The 16,556-nt window shown below is 44.3% G+C and carries 12 protein-coding genes and 1 pseudogene; 4 read left to right on the top strand and 9 right to left on the bottom strand.

Translation table 11 applies throughout. The features are described from left to right. Positions 1-173 precede the first annotated feature (173 nt). The 6 genes from ACTIE0_RS11105 to ACTIE0_RS11080 form a co-directional block, all read right to left on the bottom strand. Positions 174-1,322 (bottom strand): glycosyltransferase, encoded by a 1,149-nt coding sequence (locus ACTIE0_RS11105; protein ID WP_006620757.1) that lies wholly within the window; start codon positions 1,320-1,322, stop codon positions 174-176. Between the two features lie 274 nt (positions 1,323-1,596). Then, positions 1,597-4,725: a BPTD_3080 family restriction endonuclease gene (locus ACTIE0_RS11100; protein ID WP_006668031.1), complete on the bottom strand. Its 3,129-nt coding sequence runs from the start codon at positions 4,723-4,725 to the stop codon at positions 1,597-1,599. Between the two features lie 25 nt (positions 4,726-4,750). Next, entirely contained in the window at positions 4,751-5,332 is a 582-nt protein-coding gene (locus tag ACTIE0_RS11095; protein WP_006668030.1) for a DUF3226 domain-containing protein, read from the bottom strand. Further along, a complete protein-coding gene (locus ACTIE0_RS11090) occupies positions 5,332-6,426 on the bottom strand; it encodes an AAA family ATPase (RefSeq protein ID WP_006668029.1) in 1,095 nt (364 codons plus the stop codon). The genes ACTIE0_RS11095 and ACTIE0_RS11090 overlap by 1 nt, the downstream gene beginning before the upstream one ends. 87 nt (positions 6,427-6,513) lie before the next feature. Then, complete coding sequence (locus tag ACTIE0_RS11085) at positions 6,514-9,174, bottom strand: site-specific DNA-methyltransferase (RefSeq protein ID WP_006668028.1); 2,661 nt, start codon at positions 9,172-9,174, stop codon at positions 6,514-6,516. A gap of 356 nt (positions 9,175-9,530) precedes the next feature. Further along, a complete protein-coding gene (locus ACTIE0_RS11080) occupies positions 9,531-10,034 on the bottom strand; it encodes a hypothetical protein (RefSeq protein ID WP_006620750.1) in 504 nt (167 codons plus the stop codon). Between the two features lie 227 nt (positions 10,035-10,261). On the opposite strand from ACTIE0_RS11080, the gene ACTIE0_RS11075 reads away from it, so the two are divergent. Next, the gene (locus ACTIE0_RS11075) at positions 10,262-10,405 is read left to right on the top strand and encodes a hypothetical protein (protein ID WP_157234376.1); all 144 of its coding nucleotides are present in this window, start codon (positions 10,262-10,264) and stop codon (positions 10,403-10,405) included. Between the two features lie 145 nt (positions 10,406-10,550). Here ACTIE0_RS11075 and ACTIE0_RS11070 read toward each other — a convergent pair whose 3' ends face one another. After that, entirely contained in the window at positions 10,551-12,851 is a 2,301-nt protein-coding gene (locus tag ACTIE0_RS11070) for a hypothetical protein (RefSeq protein ID WP_006620747.1), read from the bottom strand. 501 nt (positions 12,852-13,352) lie between these two features. On the opposite strand from ACTIE0_RS11070, the gene ACTIE0_RS11065 reads away from it, so the two are divergent. The 3 genes from ACTIE0_RS11065 (at position 13,353) to cobT (ending at position 15,895) form a co-directional block, all read left to right on the top strand. Further along, on the top strand, positions 13,353-14,060 hold the full coding sequence (locus ACTIE0_RS11065) for a Crp/Fnr family transcriptional regulator (protein ID WP_006620746.1): 708 nt from the start codon (positions 13,353-13,355) through the stop codon (positions 14,058-14,060). A 63-nt stretch (positions 14,061-14,123) separates the two neighbouring features. After that, a complete protein-coding gene (locus ACTIE0_RS11060; protein ID WP_006668027.1) occupies positions 14,124-14,804 on the top strand; it encodes a DUF2232 domain-containing protein in 681 nt (226 codons plus the stop codon). After that, complete coding sequence (gene cobT, locus ACTIE0_RS11055; RefSeq protein WP_006668026.1) at positions 14,804-15,895, top strand: nicotinate mononucleotide-dependent phosphoribosyltransferase CobT; 1,092 nt, start codon at positions 14,804-14,806, stop codon at positions 15,893-15,895. Before ACTIE0_RS11060 ends, cobT begins: the two co-directional genes overlap by 1 nt. Positions 15,896-15,906: 11 nt before the next feature. Here cobT and ACTIE0_RS11050 read toward each other — a convergent pair whose 3' ends face one another. Continuing rightward, the gene (locus ACTIE0_RS11050) at positions 15,907-16,347 is read right to left on the bottom strand and encodes a hypothetical protein (RefSeq protein WP_006668025.1); all 441 of its coding nucleotides are present in this window, start codon (positions 16,345-16,347) and stop codon (positions 15,907-15,909) included. A 142-nt stretch (positions 16,348-16,489) separates the two neighbouring features. Beyond that, positions 16,490-16,556: pseudogene (locus tag ACTIE0_RS11045) on the bottom strand (zinc ribbon domain-containing protein); the annotation flags it as partial.

Here is a 16,556-nt window from a genome sequence, read left to right as displayed (position 1 = left end):
ACCACACACAGTCATGATCATAAAGCCTTGAGACACTCAATAAGGATGATTGAGTATCTTGTACTCATATACTAAGATCCCAGATGGCAGGTCGTCACCGGGGAACCAGTCTGGACAATCCACCTAAATTAGGGCTTTTCAGCTTTTCTGGCTCTCTTAAATACTTTGGCATTTTAGCTGAAATTTTGGGAGTCCATTGTGTTCAAACACTTATCTACGAAATTAAGATAGTCCTCCCGAAACCGACTTTGATCAAATTGACTCGCATGAGTTCGGATAATTTCAGGATGAAATTGCCCATTGAGACTTTCAAAGACTTGGACTGTCTCCATTAAACCTGTTTCTGTTTGCGGCGTAAATAATAACCCTGTCCCGGAGTCGGGATATTTGCGAATATCTCGCACGGTTTCTGTCGCGCCTCCTACTCCTAATGCGATCGCAGGTGTTCCGCAAGCCATGGCTTCTACGATCGCCATTCCAAAGTCTTCGCAGGCGGCATAGACAAATGCTTTGGCTTTGGACATATATTCCCCTACTGCCTGATCACTTTGCCAACCTAAAAGCTGGATATTATCTTTGGCAATTTTCTTGATGCGATCGCATTCGGGACCTGTGCCAATTACTACCAGCGGATAACCCAATTCGTTAAAGGCTTTGACAATTAGGGAAATTTTCTTGTAACTCACCAGACGGCAAACGGTCAGATAAAAATCTTCTTTTTGGGCCTGAAATTTCATATTGTCCATCGCCACCGGGGGATAAATTACCTTCGCCTCACGACGGTAACATCGCCATATCCTCCGGGCTGTATGTTGAGAGTTAGCAATAAAATAATCAACCCGGTTGGCTGAAATCACATCCCATTGCCGTAGTTGGTGCAGCAACACACGGGTTAACATACCGGGGACTCCTGAGCCGACAGAGCTACCTCTGAGATAGTCAAAGGTGAGATCCCAAGCATAGCGCATAGGAGTGTGACAATAGCAAATATGCCTTTGTTGAGGCGTTGTAATCACTCCCTTGGCTACAGCATGGGATGAAGATAATATTACGTCATACTCCCGCAGGTCCAACTGTTCGATCGCTAACGGTAATAGCGGTAAATATTTCTGTACACCATTTCTCGCCCAGGGAAAGTCCTGTAAAAATGTGGTCCCAATCTTTCGCCCATATAGATAACTGTCAGGATTACTTGATTCAAAATCAATCAGCGCATAAACTTGGGCATCAATATGCTTGAGAATTTCTCGCACCACTAACTCTGACCCCCCTGTGGCTTTCGGTGTTAACCATTCATGGACCAGAGCATACTTCAACGACACAACAGATATCTAACCCCTAATGCCTTCAGAATTTACTATCTCACAGGGCGGAAATTAATTGTGAACTGTGTTAATTTTTTTTAACCAACCCCCCGACCCACACCCTGGACCCACACCCGTGGCTGTTGGAGAAATCACTTTCCACTGGGTCCCCCATAGCCGTTTCTTACGGTCTATTTAGTGGTAGCTTGGCGATTATTTAACATAGTGCGATCGCCTCTTTAATGGTATCATATCCAACTCATAATTTAACTACAATTAAGGCAGAATTATATCACTGGGAATTAATTTCCGCCATCAACTGATCTAAAAACTCCCGAACTTGGTTCAGCTTGCACATTCGATAATCCCAATGTCCGAATCGACCATCGCTGTTAACAGCTTTCACCCAGCGCAAAGCCGCCGCCTTTTTCTCCTCGGTTCCCTCGTAGATATAACCCTTGGTTTCCAGGATAACGTAGTGGGTGGCGGTAGTTTTCAGACGGATGATAAAATCCGGGTGGTAGTCGCGATCGCTGCCATCATAATAATAGGGAATAGTAAACCCTAGCCGTTCATTTTTCACGAAAGCCTCAGTAATTGGGTGAGTGTCGATGATGTAGGCGCTGGCTTGTTCCCATTGATCCGTATCTGCTACCACACAGTTGATATGGCAATGCTGGACACTGTAGACTTTCTTACTGGTCCAGAAATTGATATCATCGGTTGAGCCATTACCGCGATTAGCTTCATATTTGGGAATTTCTGGGGCTTCTCCTGCGTCAGTATCAGGGTAAATCGCACCGTTGAGATTTTCGATCACCCAACCATAATAGGGGGCTAACCAAACATCAACCAACTGACACGGCTTGACCACCTTGATTTTTTCGGTGAGGTAGCGATCGCAAATACCTCGCAGTTGAGGGAAGAGAACATGAGGCGGCGCTTCACAATTGGGATTTTGACAATAGGTTTTAGTCAAATCTGCGGCTAACTTAAATACTAACTCTTGCAGCCTTTTCCCTTGGCGGTAAGGATTGAGATCCAAACTTTTTAACTTACCTGGGCCACAAAGACTGGGGCGACCTTGATTATTGGGGAGAGTGGCTTTAATCTGCACCTCTGGTGCAATATTGAACGGGTCAATTGTCAATGGTGCGATCGCATCCCAATCCACAGTCACGCGATTTTGGATACCCTGACAGAAGCCTTCCACTCTGGGAAATTCGATGCGGTATTGTGTCTTTCCCGCGACCGAGTAAATATGGTGGCGTTTTTCAGGTTTCTTGAGTTTTCCCCCTTGGGGATTGGCTTTAAAGGGGACAACCTCAAAGGGAACCCCGAAGATATTAGCGGTTTCCTCGGCAAATTTACCGTCTTCGGTGAGTTCATAGCTACGTCGCCGCAAACCTCTCCCCACCACTTGCTCACAGAGTAACTGAGACTGAAAGGGTCGGATACCGATGATGTGGGTCACAGTCCGAGAATCCCAGCCTTCTGTCAGCATTCCCACTGAAATGATACAGCGGATATCCCGACCTGGTGGATGAAGCGATCGCCCTAATTTCATAGCCAGGTCATAGAAATCTTCCGGGTAGATAGGTCTTCCTTGGTCATCACAGGGCCAGTTAACCTGACCCACTGTATCCAGGGTAAAGCGCATCCATTTCGAGTCATCGGATCTGCTGTTCCCGGACTCCAACTCTTCCACCACTTTGGAGTCTACGCGAATGGTATTGGTTTCGGTTTCACTATTGCGAAGGGATGCCAAACCTAATGAGGGGATGTAACCTGGTTTAATATCCTCAGCAATCCATTCATAGAGGACCTTGGCAATTTTGGTATTTTTGCAGACGATGATAAAAACTGGCGGTCTGGGGTCATCGGGGTTTTCTGCCCACAGTTTACGGGTGTTTTCCCAATTCCCACCTAAGATGATAATAGGGTGTTGAGTATGTTTTAGTACAGCTTCCGGTTTCGGTGCGCTGCCTTTTTTACCCCGTTCTGTTGGGGTCATTTGGTTGGTAATCCATTTCCAAATGTTAAAATAGGCTAGTTCTGCCATTTGAGCCCCGGTGGTATCTCGCGCGGGAAGCTGGGGGATTTTCACTAACCCCGATTCAATGGCATCCATCAAGCTAAAGTCACTGACTACCCAAGGAAACGGTTTATTACTATCTTTTCCAGCGGCTTGTAAATAGTACGGGGTAGCCGATAAATCTACGCACAGATTCACCGTCCGGTATTTGTGGATGCGATCGAGTCCTTCCACCCAGATAGTCGCTTCCTTTTGGCTGTAGTCGGTTAGTTCCTCATCCTCATCTTGGTCTGATTCAGCTTGTGCGATGCGGTAGGCGTGATGTGCTTCATCATTGAGAACTAGGATGCGTTTTTTGTTCCCAATTTCAGCGGTCAGTATGCGCCGAATCCAAGCCGCGTCACTTTCCAAGTAGCGGGTTTGTTCAACTTTCACAGTTTTGAGATTTCCTTGGCGATCGCGGTCTTCCTCCAAAACTTTAATCTGTCCCAGGTGTTGCTGTTGTTCCAACTTTTCCAGGGTCAGGTAGCGGGTCCCTCGCATGGTGTCATTTTTTGCGCCAATCTTAATGGCTTCTGTGGTAGTAACCGGAACTCCCACTTTCACCACTTTGGCTGACTCATTCCCTGGGGTGGGAGGCGATCGCTTTTCAAAAATATGCCAATTAGTCACCAACACTTTCCCCCGTCTCAGTTTATCCATCAGGTGAGGGGGAACCAAGTCTCGCATTCTGTACAAGCTGGCTTCCCCATTCGCCGGGTTTAATTCTTCTAAGCGTCTCTTGATAGTCACGTTGGGACAGACAATCAACACCACATCAGAGAATTTGGGATTTTGGCGATCGCTCACTTTATTGAGAATTGACCACGCCGCCAACATCCCCATTACCGTCGTTTTTCCCGAACCCGTAGCCATTTTGCAAGCGTAGCGGGTGAAGGTTTTGAGAGTTACATCAGCAGGTGAGTCAATGGGAACATCAATTCCTTGCTTTAAATCTCCTCTGGCTTCCGTTAGGAAAATAATTGTTTCCGTCGCTTCCATTTGTGTAAAAAATAGACGGTGTTCTCTCCCTTCTCGCTGCCAGTAATTCAGCAAGTCTAAAGTAGTCCGGGTTACGCCGGGATAACCGAGCGATCGCCATTCTTTGACCCTTTCCCTCAGTTGGTTAACCAGCGTCATTTCATACCCCGGATAAAACTCTTCCACCGGGGATGGTTTCAGAACCTCCCCCAAATCCCAATCTACATTACCTTCTAGTGGTGGATAAGCGATCGCTGGACGACGACCCTTAATCAGTTCCGGTTCATAGCCATCTCGGATAAACCAATAGTGGGACGGTTCATCAAACGGCGAATTAAGGATTGGTTCGTTTACTTCGTAGGTCATCGTTATAATTCTCCATTTATTTAAACTAAATATTTTTGATAAATTCTATAATCTGTTGAAAAGCCTCATCCTCCAATTTAATATATCCAGATTCTACCGCCTCTCCCAATCTTTTACCTGGGTTAACTTGACTCGCCAGCCAAGCATGAATTTTAGCTTTTGCCAAATTTTTAGGAGTTCTTTCGCAACGATTATATATACATTCCAGAAAATCATCAACACATTGAATTTCGTTGGCTGCTATTGATTTTAAGCAGAGGTCTTCCAACATTCCCGGAGAACCATTATCTGGCATAATAAACTGAGTAATCTTGACAGTACCCGCCGCACTAAAATTTGAGTTAGAGATGAAATTATCTATACTTTCTGATGCGGATTTAAACGATTCATCTGCATCTCGAGTAATTCCCAGAGATTGCAATTGTTGATAGCCAGGAATTAAATGTAAACTTTTCAAAAATTTTCCCAGATTGCCTTTTCCCTCATAAGACTCTACTTGAATATCCTCAATTTTCAGGGATTTTATTAGCCTAGAAAAAACAATCTTTTCTTCAATCCCTTCACCGATAATCAGTTTTGGCTTATCAATCCTTATCGGTTTCCTCATTATCTCATCTCCAAGTTCAAAGCGATAGAAGTTTCAATATTTTCTTGTTCATAAATCGCAGCTTGAATAAAATTAGTTTCCGGTTTTCTTTCCAGTCGAAAATATCGAAAGTCATAGCTTGCTAAATTCTCAAAGGCTTCGTGAGCATAATCAATACATTCCTGGCTATGAGTTGTGGCAAAAATTTGGGTGTTAAATCTCTCGCTGGCTGCCGCTATTGATTCCCAGATTTTAGCCATTACCGAATAGTGTATGCCATTTTCTATTTCGTCGATTAAAACCGTCCCTCCTGAAGCATTCATGATAGATAAAACCATCGATAATAACCGACTCATACCCTCTCCCATTAACGAAACAGGAATTAAATAATTCCCTCCGATATCACCATTAATCATAGGGACTCCCCCTGTCACCAACACAGATAAGCGTTTTAGTCGTGGTTCTAATATCTTCAGTATTTCGACAATTTCATCCTGCTTATTTTGAGCCTCCAAAAAGCTAAATCTTTCCGCGTCTTCAGTTGGGGAAATTCGCAGGCGACTACTAATAAAATAGCTGGGGGGAAAAGTGGGAATTTCTAAGTCTTCCGGTGATTCATCTTGGTTGACTATACCTAAACGTGGCGTGTCAGGTTCTTCGTTGTCTGGTGCTAAAAACATGGTAAATTGTAAAGGTTTTTGGTCTCCAATTTTGAACTCTAATTTCAAATCTTTAAGGGTTTTGCGTCGGTTAGAACTCAAAGTCAGGGGAAATAGTCTGGGACTCGCCGCTTTTTCTAGGCTTAATTTCAGTTCGCTTTTAATGTCTTGTTCATCGATAACTTGGATTTTAATTGCTTTATTGGCTTTTTTTTGGTAGAATAACCATTCACATATTTCTTCTACGTCAAAAGTCCTGGGACTAAAAACTCCCCTATCAAAGTTTAGCTTCAAGGGAATTTCCATAGAACCCAAGCTGGTCATTAAATAAATGGCTTCCAATAAAGCAGTTTTGCCAATATTGTTCATTCCCCCAATTAAGTTGACTCGCTCTATTTGGCTAATAGTCAAGTCTTCAAAACATCTAAAGTTTTTGACTGTGATACTTTTAAACATAATGGAAAACTCATATCTACTTCGATACAATTTCAATTTTTTATGCTGAGAATTATTCGTTAATTGTTAACTCATCTACTCTCACAATTAAATCTTCTCAGTAACTAACAATTCATTGCCTCGGTCATCAATCACCTTAACCGCAATTTCTTTATACTCCCCCGGTTCAAACGGTGCGCTTTTGGTTCCCGCCAAATGTTCCCAAACTTCATCATCATAGGTTCCTTTTAGTGCTTTTTTAATACCCTCCCAAGCACTGGTGCGGGGGAAGAAGGCTTGATTAACGTGGAAACATAGACCATTATAGTCCGTGTCGAGAAACCATGCGGGGACATTTTTTCCGGGTTGTGATTCCACCTCCATTGTGGTGGGGTCGAAAACATCCAAGCCTAGTAACTCTACTTGATATTTTCCATCCTCCGTCCTGTGTACTTTAATTTCAGGGAGTCCACAAACACTAAAGATTTGAGAACTTTTCATGTGTTTGAGTAAGTCCCCCATCAATAAATCAGGGGTGGCTTGAATATAAGTAGCCGGAATACTCATGGTGTCTTTGCAGTGTTCCACAAACTGACGCGCGATCGCTGAAATAGCAAAGCCAATCACAAATAAATGAGCATACTTTTTCGAGTGTGCTTCCCTCGCGGCTTCAAATACTGTCCGTTCCGCGATCGCTCCATTTTCTGGCCCAAACAGGAAGGCGATCGCTTTCTCAGTTTCACCGGTTTCCGCAATTTCTAAATCCCTTGCTTGAGTCATCGCTTCTGCTGATAAATTTCGCGATCGCGCCGTTTCCCGAACTTGATAGAGCCTAATGGTGCGATTTTGGGGAAGGTGCAATATCGGAGACTTTCTGAGAATTTCCAGCATTCGCTGTTCATAAGACCTATGATTTTCAATCACCACGGCTTCTGTTTCCGGTTCCTCTTGGTTTTCCATATCCACCGGAGGCGGGATGGTTCCCTCAATGGTAAACGGACTACACACCCGCACAATACTGTTATCTACTTCGGGACGGTCTACTAAAATTTCCTCGGTGGAAGGCTCATCATTAGCAATACTCTTGAGGGTAATATGCGGCACAATTCCCCCCACTTCTTCCCCTTTCTTGTTCTGCTTCCGTTTATACACAAACCCACCACTGGGGGAATTACCGTCTTTTAGTTCATACCACGGGAAAGTTGCGGTTAATAGTCTCTGTCTTGCTAAGGCTAACGGAACTCTACTCACATCACAAGTTATCCACCTTCTCCCCCACTGTTCCGCTACATAAGCAGTCGTCCCACTTCCGCAGGTTATATCTAGTACAATATCGCCGGGGTCTGTGGTCATAAGTAGACAGCGTTCTATAATTTTCGGTTGTGTTTCGACTACATATTGTTTACTCATAGCTGGTCTAGTATCAGACCAGATATTTCTTAAAGGCTGTAAGGAAAAATCAGAATAATATTGAACGAAATATGGTAAGGAACCAATCCGAATTAATCTATGATTTGCTATTAATTTTTGCATACCATTTTTATGAGTACGCCAACTTTTAGTAGATGTTTTATAATTAAGCCCATCGAATTCAAATTCATAAATACAGCTAGGCGCATATCCTGATGAGAAGAGAACGCCTCTGGAAAATATTTTATAACCGCTTGGAATATTTTGGGGCTTTAATCTTTCTTCCGTAGTCATTTTTCGCCTTTCGCCATTTGGTTCTTCTATCCATGTAAATTCCGTACCTTCACCAAAATCTTTCTGCTCAAATACTTGCTTGAATTTTACTTTTTCTTTATCTTTGGCATACCATAATAAATAATCACAAACAGACGGTAAACGTTTTGCCCCTAAAGGGCTAGATGTTTTATAACTAATAAATGAAAAGAAATTCTCCGCCCCAAAAACCTCATCCATCAATTCCCGAACATGATGAACATTCTCATCAGAAATCTGGACAAAAACACTGCCACTCTCAGTTAATAATTCCCGCGCCAATAATAACCTATCTCTTAAATAAGATAAATAGCTATGTAACCCCAATTCCCAAGTATCGCGGTAGGCTTTAACCATCTCCGGTTCGCGGGTAAAGTGTTCATCCTCGTTGTGTTTAACATCCCGTTTTTTCACAAAAGGCTGAAAATTCGAGCCAAACTTCACCCCATAAGGCGGGTCCATATAAATCATCTGTACTTTCCCCGCCATGCCTTCATATTGTACCAGAGAATTCATAGTGATTAAAGAATCCCCCAAAATCATGCGATTAACCCAATTTCCTTGGTATTCGTAAGCCCTCAGAATTTGGTCAGTAATCGACCATTCCGGGTCATTAAATAGGTCGAAAAGATTAAGTTGATTATCCCCCTTTTGATGAGATTTGAGAGTTTCAATAATCGCCCTAGTCGAAAGTCTTTCATGCACAAATAGTGGCAATGTTGGCACTTCCAAACTGCTGCGTTCTGCTTTTCCAGACCAATTAAGGAAAGGTTCCCCCATAGACTTCAACTCAAGCGCGGCGGCTTGTGCTTCTTCCAAACTGGTAGCATTGAGAATTTTAGTAATTAAAGCCTCCGCTTTTTCCCTGGCTGGGTTTTCATCCCAATTTAACTCCGGTGCGAGGGAAGAATCATAGCGATAGGTAACGGGAGGTTTAGGCTTCTGAAATTGTGATTCTGTGCCAATATCCGGTCGTTGGGGATGTTGTTTATTGTGGGTGTAGTCCTGAACTTCTTTCAGCTTTTTGGGAGTGTTTTTTCTAGGCATAATTACTCCAGGGGTCTAGTCTGGTAGATAGCAGTTGAGCGAACCCAATCCTCTCTCAGACAGTATACACTCTCCGCTGACATCATAAATATAAAGATTTTCCCATCATTATTCCCCGTCAAAAACCAGGAATTTTAAGATTAATTTAACAATTGCTGAAACCGACCAATCAAAGCCTGTCAATTGTCAATCCCCAACCCCCAAGAAATCCCCACCACAAAGCGATCGCACCTATTGGGACAGCCATATCATTATGCGATCGCTTCTGAGATTTGACCATGAACCGAAATTAAACTCTGATCAAAAACCACAGAAGTCATTAACTATTATGGCTAACAATTAGACAAGTTTAACCGTCACTTAATAGCTACTTTAGCTTGTCCGATTTCACAAGTCATTCCTTGACGACACCAACCCGCCCCTATTATATCATTGAACATCACATCTACATCAACTACAGAAACTTTAAATTCCGCATTTGGGGGCGCACTGAGGCTAAATCTGCATAGATAAGAATTGGAACAGTTAGGGTTCTTAATACTGTCAGGTGTAGAACCATCAGGAATACAAACAGTTCCCAATCTTTGATTAGACAAACAAATTGCCAAATCCGGGGCTCCATTTAATACATCCCAAGACTCATTGTTATATTTGCTCTGTTCCACTGCAACATCAACGGTTATTATATCAGCATGAGACGGTTCAGGAAAGCCGAATACAATTAAAACTAGCAGGACTAGACATAACACATAACTCCTGAACAAATTACGGAAATCCCAGGGTTGATAAATCCCTTTATTTCCTAGTAATTTGGCTAGTGGCGGCCGATATTTAAGGTTAATTTGATGCAGTGTATACATGGAATTTCACCGATTTATAGTTAGTGTTACTATCATTCTGCCAGCACAACCCGCCACTGACAGCATACCCCCTATTGGAGAGGGTAGCTAATCGCGGAACGGCTGTACAAGACGCGAACCAAATCCTCTGTCAGACAGTATACACTCTCGGCTGACATCATAAATATAAATATTTTCCCATCATTATTCCCGGTCAAAAACCAGGAATTTTAAGATTAATTTAACAATTGCTGAAACCGACCAATCACAGCCTGTCAATTGTCAATCCCCAACCCCCAAGAAATCCCCACCCCAAAGCGATCGCTCCTTTATTCTCCTTCCCCATAGCCGTTTCTCACCCTCTAGTTAGTGGTAGCTTGGCGATTATTTAAAAGGTGCGATCGCTCCTATATGCTACTTGATTAATCATGTAATACATCCCACGCAGTCCCTCTCCCACCTGGGGAGAGGTATTGAGGCTTAGGGTAATATTTTCAGCCAATTCTCAACAACCTGTCATCTCCAATTCCACCTCAATTAATCGCGTTTTTTCGGGTTACTTTTACTCATTTCTTGACTCAAAGATTCTAAACTCAAAAATTCATCATTATCATCGATTTTTGATGATGATTTATTTTCCGCCTGTTCAAAACTGCTCAAGATATCATCAAGAGTTACATCAGAATCACCCCATTCCGTCAAAGGATTATCTGATACAGTTGCCGATTTTTCGGGTTTACCCGCCGAATTAGAAGCAGCAGAACGCGATGTTTTAACACTCGAATTTAGCTCGCCAAACAAGTTATCAAAAGTAATCATTTCCTCCTCAGAAGGCATAGAAATCGGTTGATAATCCTCCCCGGAATCTTCAGCTAAGATATCTTCAGCTAAGATATCTTCAATCTCATTAGATTCCGGGCTCTCTAACCTAGCCAATTCTGCCTCTAATTGTTCCAGGGTACTCTTATCAACTAACAGCCGAGAATCCATCGATTCATCATCATCGCTACCATCATCAACACCCGGAAGCAAATTCTCATCAGGAGAAGCATAGATAAACTGTTCATCCTCCTTTAAATTGGGTTCTTCAAAGATATTACTAAAATCTTCAAAAGTATCCTGACTAGCAGATGGAGAAGCCTTTTGATTGGGCGTGTCTCTATTCATCTCTACTGGCTGATTTTGATTGATATTTTCGCTCAAAATATCGTCATCCTCCCAGAGAAGTTCCTGAGCATCATCTGGCTGTAAACTTCCGTATAAATCTAATTCTTCCGACACAGAGAAGCCATCAAACGGGTCTGACTGGCTACCATTTCCACCCCCCGCAGAAGATACATTTCTCCGAGTTTCTCTCGCCACTGGTAGCTCTTCCTCTGGGGTATCCTTAAACAAATCTTGAGTATCCAACCTCAGATCTTCCTCATCAGGTTCTGATTCTGATAAATCTGTAGATGTCTCTGTAGATGTCTCTGAGGTATCCCCAAATAAATCCTCAGCATCCCAACCCCCATCATCTACCGATTCAGGAGAGATATCAGCAGCAGTTTCCGCCACTATATCATCACTATCATCAGCCTCATCATCACCGAATAAATCAGCACCCCAATTCCCCTCATCTACGGGTTCAGGGGGGATATCAGCAGCAGTTTCCGCGACTATATCCTCTTTTGGTTCCGGTCGTGGTTTTGATTCGATGGGAGTTTCGGAAACTCTAGTGGGTAAGGGAAGTTCCACCCCCGCAAAAGGAAAGAAATCATCGTGATCGGGAACAGAAGATATCTCTGGAGACGGTTGAGTTTCGGGAGTCATAACCACCCCCTGCTGACCGATCGCATTAGGTTTAAGCGGGGGAGTACCCTGTCTAGGTTGTAGGTCAAGCAGTTGTATAGAAGATTGAAGTTCAGAGGTTGTAGCCTGACTCAACTGCTGGGTGAGATAATTAATCCAAGCCGAAAGAATCACCTCTCCCTGTTGTCCCAAACCGTGCATTTTCTCAATATTTTGGGACAGAGATTCCTGATAAGTTTGTAAATTGCTTTGTAGGGCTTCAAAAATGACACTTAAACTAGAATCAAGGGTCATCAGCATCTGATCAGACTGAGCCTGTAGAGTCCGCATTTGTTCCAGTCGTTGGGCTGGAGTGAGTCGGGGTAACATCTTAGAAGTTTCCAACTCCTCCGCATAGTCCCCACCAGCATCAGAAAAAACCCGAACATCGCGGCTACTGTTTGCGCCTTCACCTCCCCGACGACCCAAAGCCGTAGTGGACTCACTGGGGGTAGTCTGAACAGTATCCCCCAACAGCAGGGCGTTAATAACCTGTTCCTCCAGGTTACTGAGGGTTTCGCTAACACTCTCAGTGAGACTTTCCTGAAGACGATTCATCAATTCTTGCAGAAACTCTGTAATAATTTGCTGCTGGTCGTGGGATTGGTCAACGGAGAGCAGATTTTCCTGTCGCCGCAGTTCTAAAGCTCTGATATCCTGTAATAGCAGTTGTCGCTCATGGCGTAACTCTTCTACCTCAGACTTTAGCAAAGCCGAAAGTCGCGATCGCAAATAACCCATTTCTTCCCGCAAGGCTTGCCAAAAATTCTGCTGTTGGGACTCCGAAAGAGATGATGGGTCAGCGGAACCTGTAGATCTCAGGGACAATGAAGAGTCATCAATATCTTGTTGAAGAGATACGAGATAATTCCGAACACGCTGCAACACTTGACGGGCGCGGGTCACGGTTTCCCCAAAAGCCACCCAAGGTAGCCTGGGGCTGGGTTGACTCAGTACCTCGTCAATTTCAGCAATAAGAGTCTGAATTTGATCCTGATGAGAAGTCAAGGGAGGGACCTCAATTTACTAGCGTTTGACGAGAAAATTTAACCGGGATATCAATATATTTTGAGTTTCAATAGTCCAGATTTAACCTTTAAAATAGTGTTGTTAGGAGTAGGCGTAGCTCGATGCTTGGCCCAAAGTTGGGGGGACCACCCCCAGCTCACATCTGTGAGTTAACATCCAATTTAGGTTAATTTTGGTAGGATACAGTGATTTTGACTCTATATCCCTTTAAAATGATAACCTGCCTGTGCCAATCTAGTTCTCAACTCATCCCTGGTTAGTCTACTGTGTAGGCTGATGCCCTCAATTATAATCAAAGCCAATCTCGGATTACATCCGTAGTCAAACCTTAGCTATTGTAGTTAAGTACAACGAAACTCCACAATAATAGTGGTATCGTTTGACTAAAGTTGGCTCTGTGAATGGTGACAGTCAATTGTCTATTGGACAACTCCTGCTAACTAGCCACGGATAAGCGCTAATTTCAAACATCATAGCCCAATGGAAGATCGGTACTTCTCCCGCGAGTCACAATCAGATATCACCCGGATGATTCTCTCGACTGCCTTTTTTGAGGGTTTACCCGACGAGGTAGCCGAAAGAGCCACCTCTCATGTGGTGGGTCGAAGCCACCCCCCCAATCAAGTGATTTTGCTGGAGAATGATTGGGGTAGCTCAGTATATTTTATCTTAGATGGTTGGGTCAAAATTAGGACCTACAACCTTGATGGTAAGGAAGTTACACTCAATATTTTGGGGAAAGGTGAATTATTTGGAGAAATGGCAGCCCTTGATGAGGTCCCCCGATCCACAGATGTAATTACCCTCGCCCCAACCATGATTGGCAATATGCCAGCTCAGGATTTTGTCCAACTGATTAACACGGAACCATTGGCAGGTATTAGGTTGGCTCAGTTAATGGGCCGCCGTCTGCGTCAGGTTAATCGGCGGTTACGGTTGCGTGAGTCAGATAGTGCTTCACGAGTGGCAGATATTTTGTTGTTTTTGGCAGAGGGACAAGGTAAAACCACAGAATCAGGAACGACAATTCCTAATTTACCCCACCGAGAACTCAGCAGTTTGAGCGGACTAGCTCGCGAAACTGTGACTAGGGTACTCAGTAAACTGGAGAAAAAGGGATTAATTCATCGCGATCGCGATCTTCTCAGCATTCCCGATGTTCATGCCCTAGAGAGGATGTTGGTTTAACATGGGTTAGCGGTCTTGGTGCTACCATGGCCTCGCCTAACCTCGTTCCTGACCTAAGATAGCATGAGTGATTTTTCTAACCATAGCCCCCAACCATCTCCTAAACCATCGGACAGTTTCCCTTCTGTCTCCCCCCTCGTCATGGTGGAAACTGCCTTTCTGGCATCCACGGCTAGTTTGATTTGGTTTATCAACTACTACTTTCCTCTCGGTCCTCTGTTGCGAGTCTTTTTTCCCCTACCTATTGCTTTGCTGTATTTGCGCTGGGATCGACGGGCGGCGATTATGGGTGCTGTAACCTCTGGGTTACTTTTGACAGTTTTAATGGGTCCTACACGCAGCATTCTCTATGTGATCCCCTATGGTTGGATGGCTGTGGTTTTGGGCGGCTTGTGGAAACGAGGAGCCAAATGGCCGGTTACTGTGGCGATCGCCTCCTTAATTGGCGCTATTGGCTTCTTTTTCCGTTACTGGCTGCTGTCAATTCTCTTGGGTCGGGATTTGTGGGTTTATGCGACTACCCAAATTGCACAACTGCTAGAGTCTATCTTTATTCGTTTGGGGATACTTGCACCCCCAAGTTTACTATTTATTCAGATTGTGGCTGTATTGATGGTTTTGGCTAATAATATCGTTTATCTGTTTTTGGTGCATTTGGTGTCTCTGTTGATGCTCGATCGCCTTAAAAGTCCTATTCCCCGCCCCCCCCGTTGGGTACAGATTTTGCTCGACTATGAGGAATAATGGCAGTCCGAATTTATACACAGCCCCGTAATGGTCAGGCTTGGTTAAGCCAATATCGACACCAAAAGCCCATTTTTGCCTGTGTTTTGGGATTTACGGAAACGGGTTTAATTCCCGGAATTTCCGCCGCTGGCGCTACACCTGCCGATCGCCGCCGCACTTATCTCGCAGACGCTGAATTTCTGGTCACAGGTCCTGTGCCATCTCCCCGTTATCCTTTACCGCCTTTGGTGGCTGGTGCTTCCCCCGTCCTGATTTCGCGGGCTGTAGTGGCGGCGCTGAATATCCCGATTAACTTATTTAATGCTGGGGTTCCGGTAATTCCTTGTGTACCAACTATCGACCTGGGAGGAGTCCCGGCTAAGTGTCTCAGTTCCGGCGCTGCTTTGAACTCTACCATAGTTCAACATCTATTTGAGTCGGGGTTGGCTTGGGGCGATCGCATTGCTGCTATGGCTCATGATAGTTATGTGATCATCGGAGAATGTGTCGTCGGGGGAACTACCACCGCCCTGGCTGTGTTGATGGGTTTGGGAATTCCCGCCGCCGGAAAAGTTAACAGTAGCCACCCCCAGTGTAACCATGACCAAAAATTAGCCATAGTTACCGCCGGACTCCGGGCGGCTCAAATTACCCCAGGTCAAGTCGATCCCCTGACACTGGTTGCTGCTGTTGGCGACCCTATGCAAATTGCGGTTGCTGCTATGACTATTGCTGCTAGTCGCCGGGTAGGGGTTCTTTTGGCGGGGGGAACCCAAATGCTGGCTGTTTATGCTTTGGCTGAGGCGATCGCTTCTGCTAAAAATCTTTCCTGGTGTCCGGGACGGGTCGCTGTTGGTACTACTCGCTGGGTTGCAGAAGATACTACAGGGGATACTGTCGGACTCGCTAAGGCGATCGGTCCGGTTCCCCTATTGGCAACCCAACTTGATTTTACCCATTCCCATTACCCCCAACTACAAGCATTTGAGCAAGGATATGTTAAAGAGGGTGTCGGAGCCGGAGGATGTGCGATCGCTTCCTATCTGTGCAGTCAGTGGACATTAAGCCAGTTACTGACACAAATTGAACAGCTTGCTCACCATCTGTGACCCCTCTCCCTTCAAGCGCGCACCCGCTTAGACAATAACTGTTCTTCTAGGGCTGCAATACGATTGTAAGCAGCAGTAAGCTGGGCTGTCAAACGCTGGATCTGAACATCTGCACTAAACATGGTTTCTTGGCTTACCATAGTGCTGCTATTTATATAGTGATCATCACTTAAAATATCTTTGTGTGTACCCTGGCGTTCCTCAAATCTTACAGTCATTGCTGGAGAAGGAACTGGGTATAATCCACTATTGTATTTGCGATCGTGCAGCTCCGATTCTTCCATCACCCCACTGCTATCTGTCAGTCCTTCCTCAGCAGTCCGAGTCAATGAAAACATTTCCGAAAAACCATGATCATCCCTAGGAATACTTCCCCGTAGCTGCATGACTACCTCATACAGGGCATCTACTTTATTCGTTAAGGTCCTTACTTGTTCTGCTAACATATCCATAGATACTCCATGCTAGGTGATTAATAATCTTTGCCCCCATCCTAAAACAAGATTCCGCTAACCCCTGATTACTTCCGATTTATTTAACCTTTTAACTTCCCATTGAAGTTTACCCAATTCCTGGGGCGATATACTGATACATTTACGCGACATTTTTCCGGTTGTTCCCGGACAATGCGACGATAGCACTATTACCCGTTAAGGTAACA

The organism is Limnospira sp. (assembly GCF_051859755.1).
GTDB lineage: Bacteria > Cyanobacteriota > Cyanobacteriia > Cyanobacteriales > Microcoleaceae > Limnospira > Limnospira fusiformis.
The sequence above is the reverse complement of the archived record's forward strand: the minus strand, read 5'-3'. Positions and strand labels throughout refer to the sequence as shown.